A 14,404-nucleotide genomic window follows, 5' to 3' on the forward strand; every position below is an offset into this window, starting at 1 on the left:
CCGCGCGTATGAATTTGCAGATGCCGGCTTATTTAAGAATAGGCTGGCATTCTGATGACTAAATTGCATTGACCTGAAAATTGAATTTTATTCAAAGGCGAGCGTTTACTTTTTGATGCGGATTCGAGTATAAAGTTTGCATCAATCTGAATAGATGCATTTAATTATAAAATTGGATTGAGCTTCTGTGCGCATTTCAGGTGCTCATCTTCTTGGCGAAGCGTACGGAATAAAACCGCTATATGAAATAAAATGCTGTGCTGATGCATTGCGGATAATGAATAAAATAATAATTTGGAATTTCTCTAATGAAAATTAAAGAAAGTGTGATTGATTTCGTTCAGTTGGCACAAGAAGAACAACATCTTCAATTTCAGAAAATTTGGGCTTTAGAGCAGCTCATATTTCCAACCTCCACCATTGAACAGCTCTACAGCTGTCTCTACGATTCAACTGCAGTCTCTATTCCAATTGTGCAGTATTTTCATCGCGGAAAACTGGTGGGGCAGAATATTATTTCCATCTTAAAACTGGAACTGAATGGGCAAGCCATTTTCATTATCAGTTCAAGAGCAGGGTTTTTAACTGAATACCGGGGCCGCAGCCGCAGTTTGAATTCAGCCATACGCGTTGCGCTGAATTACCGTATGCGCAATCCATTCACGCCCCTATGGTTTGTGACGACGCTTATGCAGCCAAAAATCTACACCTTATTTACATCGCGTTCAGTTAATTTCTTTCCGCGCGCAGGCCGGAAAATGCCGAAAGCGCATGCTGATATATTGAATTTGATGCAGAGCCGCCATTCCGGGGCAGAAGTTCGAGGTGAGAATATTATTGTTCATCCTTGCAACATGCCTAAAGTAACGCCTGAACAATTGGTTCGGCTGCGCAACCGTGCAAATTCGCATAATCAGTTTTTTTTGCAGCATGTGCCTGATTATTTTGATGGCAAGGGGCTGATGTGTGTTTGCCGTTTAGACTTCAGCACGATTTGCGAAACCATTTTCAATTTGGCTGCCGACCGTAAAGTCAAGTGAGTCAGCTTTCTAAGGGCAATATGCTGAAATCACTGTACTGCACTAAATCTTCCTCATTCAAGGCATAAATTTCATCTAAAAAAGCCATATTGAAACTGCCGACAGTATTGGCGCGTTCATATGCTTTTTTGCCTGCAATGGCAAAGTGAATATGGGCAGCCATGGCGCCAGCAGTAATGGTGCTGCTCACTGCGCAATAAGCGGCTGTTAAGGCGCCTAAGGCGCAGCCGGAAGCGGTGATTTTAGGCTGAAGATAAGAGCCGCCATTGATTTGAATCACGGCATTCAATTCTTTAGACAAAATAAAATCGGCTTCGCCAGAAATAGCAATACATTCGGCATGTTCAAATAAAGGCTGCGCCTGCAAATAAATTGATTCGCTGCTGATGGTGCTGTCTACGCCTTTAGACTGAATATGATTGCCTGCCAGCGCGCCAATTTCTGATGCATTGCCGCGTATGACTGAGGGCTGATACTGCAGTAAATTATCGATCATATCCGAACGCCATTTTAAGACAGGGCCGTAGCCTACAGGGTCGAGCACCCAAATTTTTCCGAGGCTTTGCGCAGTTTGCGCTGCAATTTGCATAGCCTGCATTTGCTCTGAGGTGGGCGTGCCTAAGTTGAGATTAATCGCGCTGGCAATGCTGGCAAAACTTTCGGCTTCAAAAGGGTTGTCGATCATTGCGGGCGATGCGCCGGCGGCCAATAATACATTGGCGACATAATTATTCGCGACGCCATTGGTCATAATATGCACCAAGGGCTGCTGTGTTTTCAGTTCAGTCCATGCATCAATGACTTGCTGCAGCAGGGGAGCCGTTAAGTTCAGAAGGCTGCTGTGCGCTGTTGCGAGAATGGTGCTGTTCAGCTGTTCAGATCGGTTCATTTGGCGTTCTCCCTTTCGCGGCTGAAAGATGAAATATCTAAGAGTCAGTTTTGCGCAAAAAGCAAATGCGCGGCAGTTAGCGGGTAAAATAATGGTCTTGATGCTTGCAGCTGCGGCAAAACAGCGTTACATGATTATCTGCATCATAATCCACGTTTAATTCATCTGATCCGCAATGCATGCAGCGCTTGAGGGCATAAAATTTAAGGCGCGGCTCAACTTTTTCCCAAATTTTCCAAATCGGCTGCACAAATACAGATTCATCGCAGTTTAAAAAGCGGAAGAATAAAACTTCAACCATTTTGGACATCTGCAGCTGCGGCGGATGAGGCAGGGTCGATGTCACCCATTTTTCTTCCAGGCTGCGTTCGCGGTATTGCTGCACTGTCTTCTTTAATAAATTGGTGTTGATGAACTTTTCATTGCGCGGCTGCAGCAGCTTTTGCTGATGCAGGTAATCCAGCGCGGTTTGCATTAAATAAAAAATTTGACCGACGGCAAGGCTGTCCAGCAAGCGGTAGCACAATGTTCTTAAGCTGTTATTGCCAGAAATTTGCACTTGCCAAAGTTTGCAGTAAAACTGAATGAACTGCACAATTTTTTCATACAGCACTTCATAGATGGCATCTTTAACTTCATCTGAACTTTTGAAAGGAATGCCTTGCGATAAATTTTCATAAAACCATAAGCGCAAACGGTGCGTGATGCTGTATAAGCTGGGTTCAGAATAGCCGTCTAAACGCACATTAATATAATATTGGCCAGATTCAGAGGCATCATCTTTCAGTGACAATACATGCTGATCAATCATGCGCTTCATGAGGCTTTTTTGATACAGATAATTGGGCGAAATTGGGGCGTATTTGATTTTTTCCCAATCTATAAACTCGTCATGCCGCGAGTTTTCAAAAACCTGATCATCTAAAATGGATAATAAAAACAGCTTCTGGATAAAACTCAATTGCGTCAGTTCAAATTCTATAAAGTCTTTATCTTTGCCCTTGATTTTCTGCTTGTAGCTTTCCTGATGCAGCGCTTCTTTGATCAGTTTCTTGCGGTTGCTTTGGCAGGCGGCGCAATGGCAATTCAGTGTTTTATCCTGATAAACCTTATGTTCGCAATAGCTGCATTCATGGTAGTTCAGCTCTTGATCAAACTGTTCTGCTTCCACCCAATACATAGATGCGCGGCACAAAGGGCACTGTGTACTTTCATCTAATTTCTTTTGGAGAATTTGAAGCATATGCGCAGCATCTTTTAACGGGGTAGCATTTTATTATACACAGCAAATCTATTTCAGCGGGCTGATTCATCTCCGAGAAGTGATGCCGCATAAAAAAGAGCTGAATGCATCAGCTCTTGGGTGGGTTGAATGAGGGCAACTTCTGTAAAGCGGGCTAGCCGCTATGTGTAAAGGCGGCTAGTTAAAAGCTCAGTATGCGGCTGGGCATGGTAAAGATTCATCCTCCTGTCCGATAAGCTTTGCATGAATTAAAGCTCGCGCCTTTTTACTCGTGACTTTTTTTGAGCCTAAGGCATCATAGCCGTTGATGATGGCGCTGACTTCAAAGGCCTGCAGGGGAATGCCTTCACATGTCATAAACATTGCGATGACTTTGTGATCGATATTTGCAGCATCAAGCGCTTGCAGGGTCTTGATGTTTTCAACACGGACGATATGGTCTTTTAAATACATCTTACACCTCTTTTTATACTGATTAGTTTTATAGTGAACTTGGCACATTTATATACAAGCAATAATCGTGCACAAAATGTATGGCTTTGGAAAGATTTGTAGGAATTTAATAAAAGTGGACTGCGCAAACCTAGTTTTATTAAAGCCGGCAAATGGCCTTGACTGCCAGAGGAGTCCGTTGAGTGTGAATGCTGAAAACTCTTAAAATTGCGCCATCTTTTGATTTTTTCAGCTGTGCAGGCGGTGCAGTGGAACTGTGCGCCTAATTGCATCTGCTGGCATTAGCCGGATTCAGCTGATTTAAAATGGCTGAAATGCAAATGGCCTGTCATCTGCCAATGCGATGCTTTTATTTATATCGCCTTAACGCAATGGCTGGAAAAATGGGACGCCTGAAAATCACAATATACCTCATCATAGTATGTGCTGATGGTTGAAAATAGTGCAGTGGCGGCGTAAAAGCGGGCACGCAATACGGGTTTCAGATTACCTAATGAGTTCTTGGATAAATTATAAGCCAGAAGAAACAATTAACTGATCTGGTGAATTGAAAATCGCGGTTTGAGTCCCATATAAAAAACAAAGTAAATGCGCAGACAGCTTGAAAAACTTGTCGTATGATCAAGTCATTCACAATTTTTGATAAGAAATAGCTGTCTCGGCTGAGCAAAGGATCAGGACATTATATGAATATTGCAGCAAACCCTGTGGTCGAAGCAGACCAAACTGTTTATCTAAAAGATTATCAAAAACCGTCTTTTCTGGTTGATTCGATTGAGCTGGATATTCAAGCTTTTGATGACCGCACTCAGGTAAATGCAAAATTGGTCATGCAGCGTCAGGCTGCAGGTGATTTGATTCTGCTGGGCCGGGATCTGGAGTTGAAGTCTATTGCAGTCAATGGAAGGGTTCTTTCAGAAACTGAGTATTCCTTAGATGCCGAACAGCTGGTGATTGCCAATGCGCCAGATCAGGCCGTGATTGAAACGCAGGTCATTATTCACCCCGAATCCAATACCCAGCTGGAAGGCTTATACAAAGCCAGCAGTGATTTGTTTGTTACGCAAAATGAGCCTGAAGGTTTCCGTAAAATTACGTTCTATCCTGACCGCCCAGATGTACTGTCTGTGTTCACAACGCGTGTAGAAGCCGATAAAAAATTCCCTGTGCTTTTGGCCAACGGCAACCTGATTGAAGCCGGTGAAGCGGGCGAAGGCCGCCACTATACGGTTTGGCAGGATCCAACAAAGAAACCCAGCTATTTATTTGCCTGCGTGATCGGCGATTTGGCCGTGATGAAAGATCATTATGTGACTTCGGAAGGCCGCAATGTCGCTTTAGAAATTTACGCCGAAGAAAAAGATATTCCAAAATGCCGCATTGCAATGGATGCGTTGAAGCACTCGATGCAATGGGATGAAGAGCACTATGGCCGCGCTTATGATCTAGACAATTACATGATTGTGGCGACCAGCGCATTCAATATGGGCGCAATGGAAAATAAAGGCCTGAACATTTTTAATACTTCCTGTGTGCTAGCTGATGAAGAATACACCACAGATGCCGCAATCATGCGCGTGCAGTCGGTGATTGCGCACGAATACTTCCATAACTGGACAGGCAACCGCATTACCTGCCGCGACTGGTTCCAGCTGTGCCTTAAAGAGGGCCTGACGGTTTTCCGCGACCAGTCTTTCTCAGAAGATTTGCAGTCGGCGGCGGTACAGCGTATTGATGATGTTGCTGTGCTGAAAGCGCATCAGTTTCCAGAAGATTCAGGCCCGCTTTCACATCCGCCGCGGCCAGACCATTTTGTCGAAATCAACAATTTTTATACAGCAACAGTCTATGAAAAAGGCGCAGAAATTAACCGCATGATGTCGACTTTGCTCGGCAAAGAAAAATTTAGACTGGGGACTGATGAATACTTTAAGCGTCATGACGGCCAGGCGGTTACGGTAGAAGACTGGGTGGCTGCTCTGACAGCAGGCTCAGGCGTAGACCTTGCAAGCTTCCTGATCTGGTATAACCAGCCGGGCACGCCAAAACTTGAGGCGCAAGGTGAATATGATGCAGCAGCTCAAACTTACCGTTTAAGCTTCAAGCAAAGTTTAAGAGCGCATCCGAAATATCCGAACTTGAAAGCTGTGCCAATTCCTGTCGCTTTGGCGCTGTTCAATGCCGAAACTGGCGAGCAGCTGACGCTGAACGCTGAAGAGCTGTTTGAAAATAGCGTGAAAGATGGTGTGTATCTCTTCGATCAAGATCAGGCCGAGATTGAATTTACCGGTGTGACTGTGAAACCGGTTGTTTCATTGCTGCGCAATTTCTCTGCGCCAGTGAATCTGGATTTCAATTATTCAGATGATGAGCTTGCATTTCTCATGCAGTATGAAACCAATGGCTTTAACCAATGGCAGGCCGCGCAGACATTGCTGGACCGTATTCTGCTGAATGACCATGCCGCTGAAATTTATATTCAGGCCATGAAAAATACCGTGCCTGACTTAATTCAAAAAGATCCATTATTGGCATCGCGTATCTTTGATGTGCCTTCAGAAGGTTATTTGGGCAGCCGCATTGATGAAAACTACAATCCGGCAGTGATTCAAGAAAAGCGCAATGCCTTGCTGGAACTGCTGGCGCGTGAATTTGGTTCATTCTGCAAAGAAACTTATTTAGAACTTGATCCTGATACTCAGAAAGAATTTTCTCAGGCAATGGGCGTGCGCGCGCTGAAAAATATCATGCTGAGCATGATGGCGCGTCAAGGCGATACAGAGGCATTTGACCTGGCTCATCAGCAGTATCAATTGACTGGCAATATGTCTGAGCGCTTAGGCGCATTGCGCGTATTGGTGTGGAATGATGCGCCGCAGGCAAAAGAGACTTTGGCAGACTTTTACGACCGCTTTAAAGATGAAGCGCTGTCTTTGGACCAATGGTTTATGGTGCAGGCCGCGCATCCAAAAGCTACGGCAGCAACATTAGCATATCTGACTGCGCATGCAGACTATGATTTGGGTGTGCCAAACCGCATCCGTTCAGTCAGTGGCGGTTTAAATGCCAATCCTGTGAATACCTGGAGCTTTGGCGTCCAGCACTTTATTAATTTGGCGAAATATTTAGACGAAAAAAATCCGATTGTCGGATCGCGCCTGCTGCAGGCATTGTCACGCTGGTATACCTTGGCAGAACCGCAGCGCAGCGCAGTAAAAGCGGAACTTGAGGCGCTTAAACCGCAAGTGAAATCTAAAAACGTTTCTGAAACTTTAAACAGCATGCTCAACGTCTAAGCTGTTTATGCAAAAAAAGCCCTTCACCATAAAACAGGCTGAAGGGCTTTTTTATTTGATGATGTCCGCCGCATCTGAGGATTCGATTTGGCCATGCATACGGACGCTGAGCCTTTGCTGCAATCGGTTTAAGCGCCGGAAGTGTTAATCACAACTAACGAAATAATCCTAAATTATGTGAAAAGTGTTAAATAAATCACAGAAATGGAGTAAAATCATTGCTCCGGTTTTTAATTATTTAGATTATTAACAGATAGGCTGATTGATGCATGGTGTGCAGCAGGCAGCCCATGTTATTAAGCTGAGGCAGTCATGTTAGTTAAAGTTGAAGATGGTTTTTATTTAAACTCTCAACATATTATAGCAGTTCGAATTTCTAAAAGTGCGCAAGATGGCGCATTTATCGTGGCTGTCGAATACACGCCAAATAGCGCGCAGCATACGGGACTCTATGAAAAGCATTTTACGAATGGCATAGAGGCGGAAGTATATCTGCAAAATTTGCACCAAACGATCAGCAAATCATAACTGCACGGCAGTTTAAATCCCTCAGCAGAGGGATTTTTGCTTTCAGCGCTGCGAATAGCTCGAGTATTCAAGAAAATTCGGGTAGATTGGAAAAATAACAAAAACAGGATTAAAAAATGCTGGATTCAGATGTTGAATATGCTGGATTTTGGTCGCGTGTCGGCGCTTCACTGATTGATACAGTCATTGTGCTGACAGCAACATATCCTTTGCTGTGGCTGGTTTACCGTGGAGATTGGGACCGTATTTTTGCTACGGGCCTGTCAGAGCAGCCGCAAATGCTGTGGATGGATATTTTTATCAATTATGTTTTGCCTTTTGCCTATACGGTTGCAGTTTGGCTGCTGTGGTCAGCATCGCCGGGCAAAATTCTGATGGGAATGAAAATTGTTGATGCTCAGACCGGCAAGGATATTAATCTTAAGCAGTCGATTATCCGCTATATCGGGTATTTTCCCGCGATGATGGTTTTTATGATCGGCATTTTCTGGATTGCCTTTGATAAAAGAAAGCAGGGCTGGCATGACAAAATGGCCAATACGGTTGTCATCCGCAGCAGTGAGTAGCATGGCGGCGCTATAAAAAAATCCCTCCAGAGAGGGATTTTTAGCATTCAAGCCATTAGATTTTGACAATCAAGACAGGAATAGGGGATTGAGTCAGCACATTTTGCGCGACGCTTCCCAGCATCATCTTTTTGATGCCTGTACGGCCATGTGAACCCATAATAATGAGATCGGCGCTGACTTCATCTGCAATTTGAATAATGCCTTCAGATGGAGAAACTCCATGAATCAGTTTGACATCGACTTCAATGTTATCACGGACAAAGGATTGCTTGATTTCTTCTAAGCGCTCTTTGGCGGTTTTTTCAGCCTGCATAAAATAGTCGGTGATCGCTGGAGCGACTTTGTAAAAGTCGACGCCTACAAAAGGGTCTACCGCAATAACACTCATAATCGTGACTTGGCTATTCAAAGATTTCGCTAAAGCCAAAGCTTGTTCTACGGCAGCGTAGGAAATTGGAGATTCATCTATAGGGACAAGAATATGCTGATAAGTTGTCATGCGCTGCTCCTCATGATTTAAGTTTTAAGCTTTTTGGTAATTTTTAGAGATAATTTTTTGCATAGCAAAAGCCCGCCAAAAAGGCGGGCTAAGATCATTAAGACTTAATGATCAGGACAGGCAATTCGGTATTGCGCAGCACGTCTTGTGCAAAACTGCCAAGCAGCATTTTTTGGAAGCCTTTACGGCCATGCGAACCCATCACAATTAAATCGGCTTTAAGTTCAGATGCCGTTTCTGCAATGCCTTCAGCAGATACTTGGCCTTTAATGATTTGAGTTTCAGCATCAACGCCTTCAGCCTTTGCGATTTCCAGCGCATCCGCGAGTGATTTCGTTGCATTTTCATGCGCCTGCACAAAATATTCTTTCATAATGGCAGAAGAATAATAGAAATCTGCATCAGTAAATGGGTCTTCAGCCACCAAACTGATTAAAGTCAGTTTGCTGTTAAAGGCTTTCGCAATTTGAGCTGCTGTTTTGACTGCAGAAAAAGAGATTTGAGAACCGTCAACTGGCACTAAAATTTGATTATATGACATGGGAGAAGCTCCAAAGATATTGTTATGACCTTATGCTTAATTGATAGCATATTGTGTGGCAGGGTTCAATTTAATATTCTGAAAAATATTGTAAATTCATTAAATTAGAATTCTATTTTGGATGGAAATGCCAAAAAACCGTCAAATAAAACTGACTGCGGTGATTGGTTTTCAATAAGTTTTTCATGAAAACAAAGACTTGTATTTTTTAGCTGATTCAGGCTAATTGCATATTAAAATCGATTTATTTTTGAGGACGGGCTGATGCATTCAAAAATTGTGATGGCGCTGTTTAGCAGCAGTTTAATGCTGAATTTAACAGCATGCCAAAACACCCAAAGCGGTACAAAATTCATTGCCGGTGTTTTTAATGCATCCACCAATATTCAGAAAAAATTTATCGATAAGCATGCTCCGAAAGATGTGCGGGTCTACAACAATATTCAGTATATGGCTAATCCGAATTTGCATATGGACGTATACCAGCCTGAATATATTGCAGAAATTGGCGCACGTCCAACCGTGGTATGGATTCATGGCGGCGGCTGGATTTCCGGTTCAAAAGAGCATGCAAGAGGATATTTTAAACTTTTAGCATCAAAGGGTTACAATGTTGTCGCTGTTGAATATCAGTTTGCGCCCGATGCGGTTTATCCAACTCAGCTGCATCAAATTAATCAGGCTTTATCTTATCTTCAAATGAATGCTGCTCAATATCATGTTGATGCCAGTAAGCTGTATTTGGCAGGCGATTCAGCAGGCGCCAATATGGCCAGCCATTATGCGGCTTTTGTTTCGAATCCTGACTATGCTCAATCACAGAATTTTCAGCCAGCAATCACGAGAAAACAGCTGCAGGGCTTGATTTTGCATTGCGGCATTTATGATTTAAATCATTTTGTAGAGACGGCGCCAGATGAAATTCGATTGCTGGAATGGGGCATTAATAATTTAGTGCAGGCGTATACGGGCGAACGTAAAAATGATGCGGAATTTTTATCTAGCATATCTCCGCGTCAGCATGTTAATCAGAATTATCCGCCTGTATTTATCAGCGGGGGAAATAAAGACTTTTTAACCGCCTCGCAATCGCTGCCCTTTGTTGCAACGCTGAAAGCCAATCAAGTGCCGGTTACCGAAGCTTTTTATCCGGACTCGAAAGAACTGCTGGTGCATGAGTATCAATTCATGCTGGGCAAAAAAGCCAGCCAGCAAACGTTTGATAGGACCGTTGAATTTTTAAATCAGCTGACGCCGTAATTGGCAGATAAGCAAGATGCGCTTGCATAAATTCTATAAATGCGTAACATACCTACCAGATGGTATGTTTGTTTGGTGGAAGGTTTATGAATTCTGTGTACATGGCTTATGGCATGCTGGCTTTGGCCATTATTTCGGAAGTCACAGGCTCAACATTTTTAGTAAAGTCCGAAGGCTTTAGCAAAATAGGGCCTTCAATCGTGGTGGTGATTACATTTTGCATAGCCTTTTATTTGCTGTCTCAGGTCATTAAAGTGATTCCTCTGGGCATTGCCTATGCAATTTGGGCGGGTGTCGGCATTGTGCTGACAGCGCTCATTGGCTACTTTGTTTTCCGTCAAAGTCTGGATGCGGCCGCGCTGATTGGCATTGGCTTAATTGTCTCTGGGGTTATGGTCATTAATCTTTTTTCAAATGCAGCAGGCCACTAATGGAAAATGCCCATCAGCGTAAAAAGGCGCCTGAATTAATCCGTCACAAAATTTTGGAACATGCGATTCAGTTGGCCTCTGAAAAGGGGGTAGCCGGTGTGTCTATTCAGGCGGTTGCTGATCTGGCTGGCGTAACCAAAGGCGGGGTGTTTCACCATTTTTCCAATAAGCAAAAATTGCTGGATGCGATGGTGCATGAAGTTTTGCTTCGGCTGGATCAAGCCATAGATGCATACATGCAGAATGACCCGGAAGCTATCGGCAGCTTTACCCGGGCATATATTTATTTCACGCTGCAGGATGACCATTCAGGGATCGGCGCGCTCTGGTCTGCTATATCCATGACCATGCTGACAGATCATGCCTTTAACACGAATTGGCTGCAGTGGCTGCATGGGCGCTTGGCGCGCCATCAGCAGACAGACAGCGGCATGGAGCTTCAAATATTGCGTTATGCTGCGGATGGGGTGTGGCTGAACGTTTTTGCCTGTTCAGAAAGCACGCAGGAGATGCTGCGCATGCGGCAAGAGCTGCTGCACCGCACTTATATGAAACAGTAAAATAAAAAAGCATCGCTTAGCGATGCTTTTTTATTTTAAGCTTTGCGGATTGACTGCGGTTTATTTCTTGAATTTTAAAATGTAATGTACGGCAAAGCCGAAAATCAATCCCCAGAATGCGGCGCCAATCCCAAAAAATTGAATGCCTGATGCGCTGAATAAGAAGGTAAGCAGCGCGGCTTCACGTTCAGACGGTTCATGAAAAGCAATGGCAATGTTGTGGCTGATGGTTCCCAGCAGTGCAATGCCCGCCAGCGCTGTAATAAAAACAGCGGGAAAAGACATTAAAAAGCTGGTGAGTGTCGCCGCGAAGATGCCCATGACAATATAAAAAAAACCGCAGCTCATGCCGGCTATATAGCGTTTAGCCGGATCGGGGTGCACTTGGTCATCCAGGCTGATGGCCGCGCTGATGGCCGCAATGTTGACGCTATAGCTGCCAAAAGGGGAAAAGATGGCCTGCGCCGTACCTGTCCAGCCGATCAACTGATTCACATTGGGCTGATAGCCATAGCTTTTGATCATTGCGAGGCCCGGCAGATACTGTGACGCCATGTTAATAACGAATAAAGGCAAAGCCAGTCCCAAAATGGCTGAACTGCTGAAGACAGGAGAGACCCAAACCGGTTTTGCCATGGCGATTTGAATGGCCGGCATGCTGAATTTTAAAAATAATGGACACAGCGCAATACCTGCGATTACGGTAATAACAATGCTGTAGCGTGGCCAAAAGCGTTTTGACAGAATATAGGCTGCCAGCAATGAAAGAATAAAGGCCCATTCATTTTGCATGCTAGCAAATAAGGAAATGCCGAATTTCAGCAGTACACCCGCCAGCATGGCGCTGGTTAGACTTTGCGGGATGTAAGACAGAACTCTTTGGAAAATGCCTAAAAAGCCTAGCGCTGCCGTTAATACGCCGCAAACGAAAAATGCGCCAATTGCTTCATTCAGGCTGTAGCCGCTGCCAGTCGCCAAAATTAAAGCCAGCCCTGCGGTAGACCATGAGGTTGCCACTGGGTATTTAAATTTCCACGATAAAAGTAAGCCGCTTAAGCCTATGGCTAAGCCGAGCGCCCAAAACCAGGAGGTAATCTGTTCAATGGAAGCGCCTAAGGTCTGTGCGGCTTCAACCACCAAAACTGCAGAAACACTGATACCGACCAGAAAGGTAATAAAACCTGCAAAGACTGCAGGCACAGAAAAGTCATTGAGAATTTTTTGCATAATCCATTGCTGCTGAAGCGCCTACTATTGGTTGAAAAGCGTAATAATCATACGCGATTCATATTTTTGCTGAAAGGCTGAAAGATTATTCCGGCGCTTATATTAATTGAGTATTTCTATAAAAACAGAATCATTGATTTAGAGAGAAGATGTTGCAAGCTTTAACCCAAAACCGCAAAACAGCAATCCGACGGAAGCGACACAGCATGCGGTCAGTTTCAAGCGGTTGCTGAAGTAAGACGCGAGTTTGGCGCCAGAAAAAATCAGCACGGTTAAATAACTCATGCTGATGATTTGCAGCACAATGGCTAAAGCCGTAAAGGTGAGCGCTGGATATGGATAAGCCGGGTCTACAAACTGCACAAAGAATGACAAGTAAAATAAAATCGCTTTAGGATTTAAAATACTGATAGTGAGCGCGGTACGGAATGGGTGCAGCTGTTCCAGAGATTCCTGCTTCTGCAAAAGCTGCTCAGGCGCGGCAGTGGCCGTCCATGTTTTATAGGATGCCAGCAGCAGTTTAATGCCCAGATAGCTTAAATAGGCCGCGCCAATCACTTTCAGCAGAATAAACAGCCATGGAAATGCGTGCAGCAATGAGGCCGCGCCCAGCGCTGTCAAAATGATCAGAATCATATCGCCAGTATAGACGCCAAAAGCGCTTATATAGCCTGCCTTAATGCCATAGCGTGAGGCAATCGTCATGACATAAATTGAGTTTGGGCCTGGCAGCAGCACAATTAAAATTGTCCCAATAATATAGGTGGTTAAATCGGTGATGCCGAACACGCCAAACTCGCATAAAAAAGCTGATGGGGCATTATAGCCGCATCAGCTTATAGAAAAAGATGAAATTTATTAAGCTTGAATTTCTGCATCAAGGCCGAAAGATTGGCGCAGCAGTGTACTTAATTGTTCACGGGCTTTAATAAAGCCATCAATGCCGCCTTGCAGCAACTGAAAAGACATCAAGTCATGTTCCAGCTGCGCTTTAAATGATGCCTTATCCAGCGAAGCAATAGGGTGATCTGTATGCGGCTGCGCGTGATCATCAGAGAGCTGCAAATCAACTTGCTGCTGATCTTGCTCCAGCTCGGCAAGCAAGTTCGGCGATACGGTCAATAAATCACATCCGGCAAGACCCAGCACCTGTGCTGTGCTGCGGAAGCTGGCTCCCATAATTTCCGTTTTAATGCCGTTTTGCTTGTAGTAATGATAAATCTGTTTGACTGAGAGTACGCCAGGATCTTTATCAATTGGATAGCTGTCCACATTTTCAGCTTTTTTATACCAGTCTAAAATACGGCCCACAAAAGGTGAGATCAGCGTGACGTTGGCTTCTGCACAGGCCTGCGCCTGATGCAGGCCGAACAGCAGGGTTAGGTTGCAGTTAATGCCTTCCGCTTGCAAGGCTTTGGCGGCTTGAATGCCTTCCCATGTTGAAGCGATTTTAATTAAAATGCGCTTTTGATCGATACCGTACTGTTTATAAAGCGCAAGCAATTCTTTCGCTTTGGCAATGGTTGCCTCTGTATCATAAGACAGGGCCGCATCGACTTCAGTGGAAACCCGGCCTTCAATCAATTTTAAAATTTCAACGCCAAATTTGACGGTCAAAATATCAATAGTGCGTTCAATTAATTCATCGCCTGCATAACCTTCTTCTTTGGCTTGAGCAAAAGCATTTTCAATCAGTTCTTTATTTTCAGTCTGATTGGCTGCTGCGGTAATAAGTGAAGGGTTCGTGGTTGCATCCAAAGGACGAAATTTTTCAATTGCAGATAAGTCACTGCTGTCTGCAACTATCGTCGTCATGCTTTTTAATTGGTTTAATGCAGATTGTGTCATTGATATCTAATTCTTAAAGT

Annotated in this window: 14 protein-coding genes and 1 pseudogene; 7 read left to right on the forward strand and 8 right to left on the reverse strand. The window is 44.2% G+C overall.

The genetic code is table 11. The annotated features are described in order from the left end of the window. Positions 1-308: 308 nt before the first annotated feature. Entirely contained in the window at positions 309-1,040 is a 732-nt protein-coding gene (locus F941_RS06315; protein WP_005009068.1) for a hypothetical protein, read from the forward strand. A gap of 1 nt (position 1,041) precedes the next feature. Here the strand turns inward: F941_RS06315 and thiM are convergent, their stop codons facing one another. The 3 genes from thiM to F941_RS06330 form a co-directional block, all read right to left on the reverse strand. Further along, positions 1,042-1,929: a hydroxyethylthiazole kinase gene (gene thiM, locus F941_RS06320; protein ID WP_005009070.1), complete on the reverse strand. Its 888-nt coding sequence runs from the start codon at positions 1,927-1,929 to the stop codon at positions 1,042-1,044. Positions 1,930-2,005: 76 nt separating this feature from the next. After that, positions 2,006-3,172 (reverse strand): hypothetical protein, encoded by a 1,167-nt coding sequence (locus F941_RS06325; protein ID WP_005009071.1) that lies wholly within the window; start codon positions 3,170-3,172, stop codon positions 2,006-2,008. A gap of 189 nt (positions 3,173-3,361) precedes the next feature. Continuing rightward, positions 3,362-3,625: a hypothetical protein gene (locus F941_RS06330; protein WP_005009075.1), complete on the reverse strand. Its 264-nt coding sequence runs from the start codon at positions 3,623-3,625 to the stop codon at positions 3,362-3,364. A gap of 686 nt (positions 3,626-4,311) precedes the next feature. Between F941_RS06330 and pepN the strand changes: the two genes are divergently transcribed. From pepN to F941_RS06345, 3 genes are all read left to right on the forward strand, one after another. Next, positions 4,312-6,921, forward strand: a complete 2,610-nt coding sequence (pepN, locus tag F941_RS06335; protein ID WP_005009076.1) for an aminopeptidase N — start codon at positions 4,312-4,314, stop codon at positions 6,919-6,921. 312 nt (positions 6,922-7,233) lie between these two features. After that, positions 7,234-7,449 carry a hypothetical protein gene (locus F941_RS06340; RefSeq protein WP_005009083.1) on the forward strand — a complete coding sequence of 72 codons (216 nt, stop codon included), beginning with the start codon at positions 7,234-7,236 and terminating at the stop codon, positions 7,447-7,449. Between the two features lie 116 nt (positions 7,450-7,565). After that, positions 7,566-8,015, forward strand: coding sequence for an RDD family protein (locus F941_RS06345; protein ID WP_005009090.1), 450 nt, complete (start codon positions 7,566-7,568; stop codon positions 8,013-8,015). Between the two features lie 55 nt (positions 8,016-8,070). Here the strand turns inward: F941_RS06345 and F941_RS06350 are convergent, their stop codons facing one another. Together F941_RS06350 and F941_RS06355 are read right to left on the reverse strand one after the other, a co-directional pair. Continuing rightward, positions 8,071-8,517: a universal stress protein gene (locus F941_RS06350; protein WP_005009096.1), complete on the reverse strand. Its 447-nt coding sequence runs from the start codon at positions 8,515-8,517 to the stop codon at positions 8,071-8,073. A 97-nt stretch (positions 8,518-8,614) separates the two neighbouring features. Next, positions 8,615-9,058 (reverse strand): universal stress protein, encoded by a 444-nt coding sequence (locus F941_RS06355; protein ID WP_005009099.1) that lies wholly within the window; start codon positions 9,056-9,058, stop codon positions 8,615-8,617. Between the two features lie 264 nt (positions 9,059-9,322). On the opposite strand from F941_RS06355, the gene F941_RS06360 reads away from it, so the two are divergent. From F941_RS06360 to F941_RS06370, 3 genes are all read left to right on the forward strand, one after another. Continuing rightward, on the forward strand, positions 9,323-10,318 hold the full coding sequence (locus tag F941_RS06360; RefSeq protein WP_005009104.1) for an alpha/beta hydrolase: 996 nt from the start codon (positions 9,323-9,325) through the stop codon (positions 10,316-10,318). A 101-nt stretch (positions 10,319-10,419) separates the two neighbouring features. Further along, the gene (locus F941_RS06365) at positions 10,420-10,749 is read left to right on the forward strand and encodes an SMR family transporter (protein ID WP_409360578.1); all 330 of its coding nucleotides are present in this window, start codon (positions 10,420-10,422) and stop codon (positions 10,747-10,749) included. After that, the gene (locus tag F941_RS06370; RefSeq protein ID WP_005009108.1) at positions 10,749-11,309 is read left to right on the forward strand and encodes a TetR/AcrR family transcriptional regulator; all 561 of its coding nucleotides are present in this window, start codon (positions 10,749-10,751) and stop codon (positions 11,307-11,309) included. Before F941_RS06365 ends, F941_RS06370 begins: the two co-directional genes overlap by 1 nt. Positions 11,310-11,369: 60 nt before the next feature. Here the strand turns inward: F941_RS06370 and F941_RS06375 are convergent. From F941_RS06375 to tal, 3 genes and pseudogenes are all read right to left on the reverse strand, one after another. After that, positions 11,370-12,542 (reverse strand): annotated as a pseudogene (locus F941_RS06375) (benzoate/H(+) symporter BenE family transporter); the annotation flags it as partial. 132 nt (positions 12,543-12,674) lie between these two features. After that, positions 12,675-13,325: a leucine efflux protein LeuE gene (leuE, locus tag F941_RS06380; RefSeq protein ID WP_005009111.1), complete on the reverse strand. Its 651-nt coding sequence runs from the start codon at positions 13,323-13,325 to the stop codon at positions 12,675-12,677. A 69-nt stretch (positions 13,326-13,394) separates the two neighbouring features. Next, a complete protein-coding gene (gene tal / locus F941_RS06385; RefSeq protein ID WP_005009112.1) occupies positions 13,395-14,384 on the reverse strand; it encodes a transaldolase in 990 nt (329 codons plus the stop codon). Positions 14,385-14,404 lie beyond the last annotated feature (20 nt).

The organism is Acinetobacter bouvetii DSM 14964 = CIP 107468 (assembly GCF_000368865.1).
GTDB classification, from domain to species: domain Bacteria; phylum Pseudomonadota; class Gammaproteobacteria; order Pseudomonadales; family Moraxellaceae; genus Acinetobacter; species Acinetobacter bouvetii.

What these genes read in the sequence shown, in the direction of transcription:
- F941_RS06340 (WP_005009083.1), top strand. Translation starts at nt 7,234, where the DNA reads ATGTTAGTTAAAGTTGAAGATGGTTTTTATTTAAACTCTCAACATATT.
- tal (WP_005009112.1), bottom strand. Translation starts at nt 14,384, where the DNA reads ATGACACAATCTGCATTAAACCAATTAAAAAGCATGACGACGATAGTT.
- F941_RS06315 (WP_005009068.1), top strand. Translation starts at nt 309, where the DNA reads ATGAAAATTAAAGAAAGTGTGATTGATTTCGTTCAGTTGGCACAAGAA.
- F941_RS06365 (WP_409360578.1), top strand. Translation starts at nt 10,420, where the DNA reads ATGGCTTATGGCATGCTGGCTTTGGCCATTATTTCGGAAGTCACAGGC.
- F941_RS06370 (WP_005009108.1), top strand. Translation starts at nt 10,749, where the DNA reads ATGGAAAATGCCCATCAGCGTAAAAAGGCGCCTGAATTAATCCGTCAC.
- F941_RS06330 (WP_005009075.1), bottom strand. Translation starts at nt 3,625, where the DNA reads ATGTATTTAAAAGACCATATCGTCCGTGTTGAAAACATCAAGACCCTG.
- F941_RS06350 (WP_005009096.1), bottom strand. Translation starts at nt 8,517, where the DNA reads ATGACAACTTATCAGCATATTCTTGTCCCTATAGATGAATCTCCAATT.
- F941_RS06360 (WP_005009104.1), top strand. Translation starts at nt 9,323, where the DNA reads ATGCATTCAAAAATTGTGATGGCGCTGTTTAGCAGCAGTTTAATGCTG.
- F941_RS06345 (WP_005009090.1), top strand. Translation starts at nt 7,566, where the DNA reads ATGCTGGATTCAGATGTTGAATATGCTGGATTTTGGTCGCGTGTCGGC.
- F941_RS06325 (WP_005009071.1), bottom strand. Translation starts at nt 3,172, where the DNA reads ATGCTTCAAATTCTCCAAAAGAAATTAGATGAAAGTACACAGTGCCCT.
- F941_RS06355 (WP_005009099.1), bottom strand. Translation starts at nt 9,058, where the DNA reads ATGTCATATAATCAAATTTTAGTGCCAGTTGACGGTTCTCAAATCTCT.
- pepN (WP_005009076.1), top strand. Translation starts at nt 4,312, where the DNA reads ATGAATATTGCAGCAAACCCTGTGGTCGAAGCAGACCAAACTGTTTAT.
- thiM (WP_005009070.1), bottom strand. Translation starts at nt 1,929, where the DNA reads ATGAACCGATCTGAACAGCTGAACAGCACCATTCTCGCAACAGCGCAC.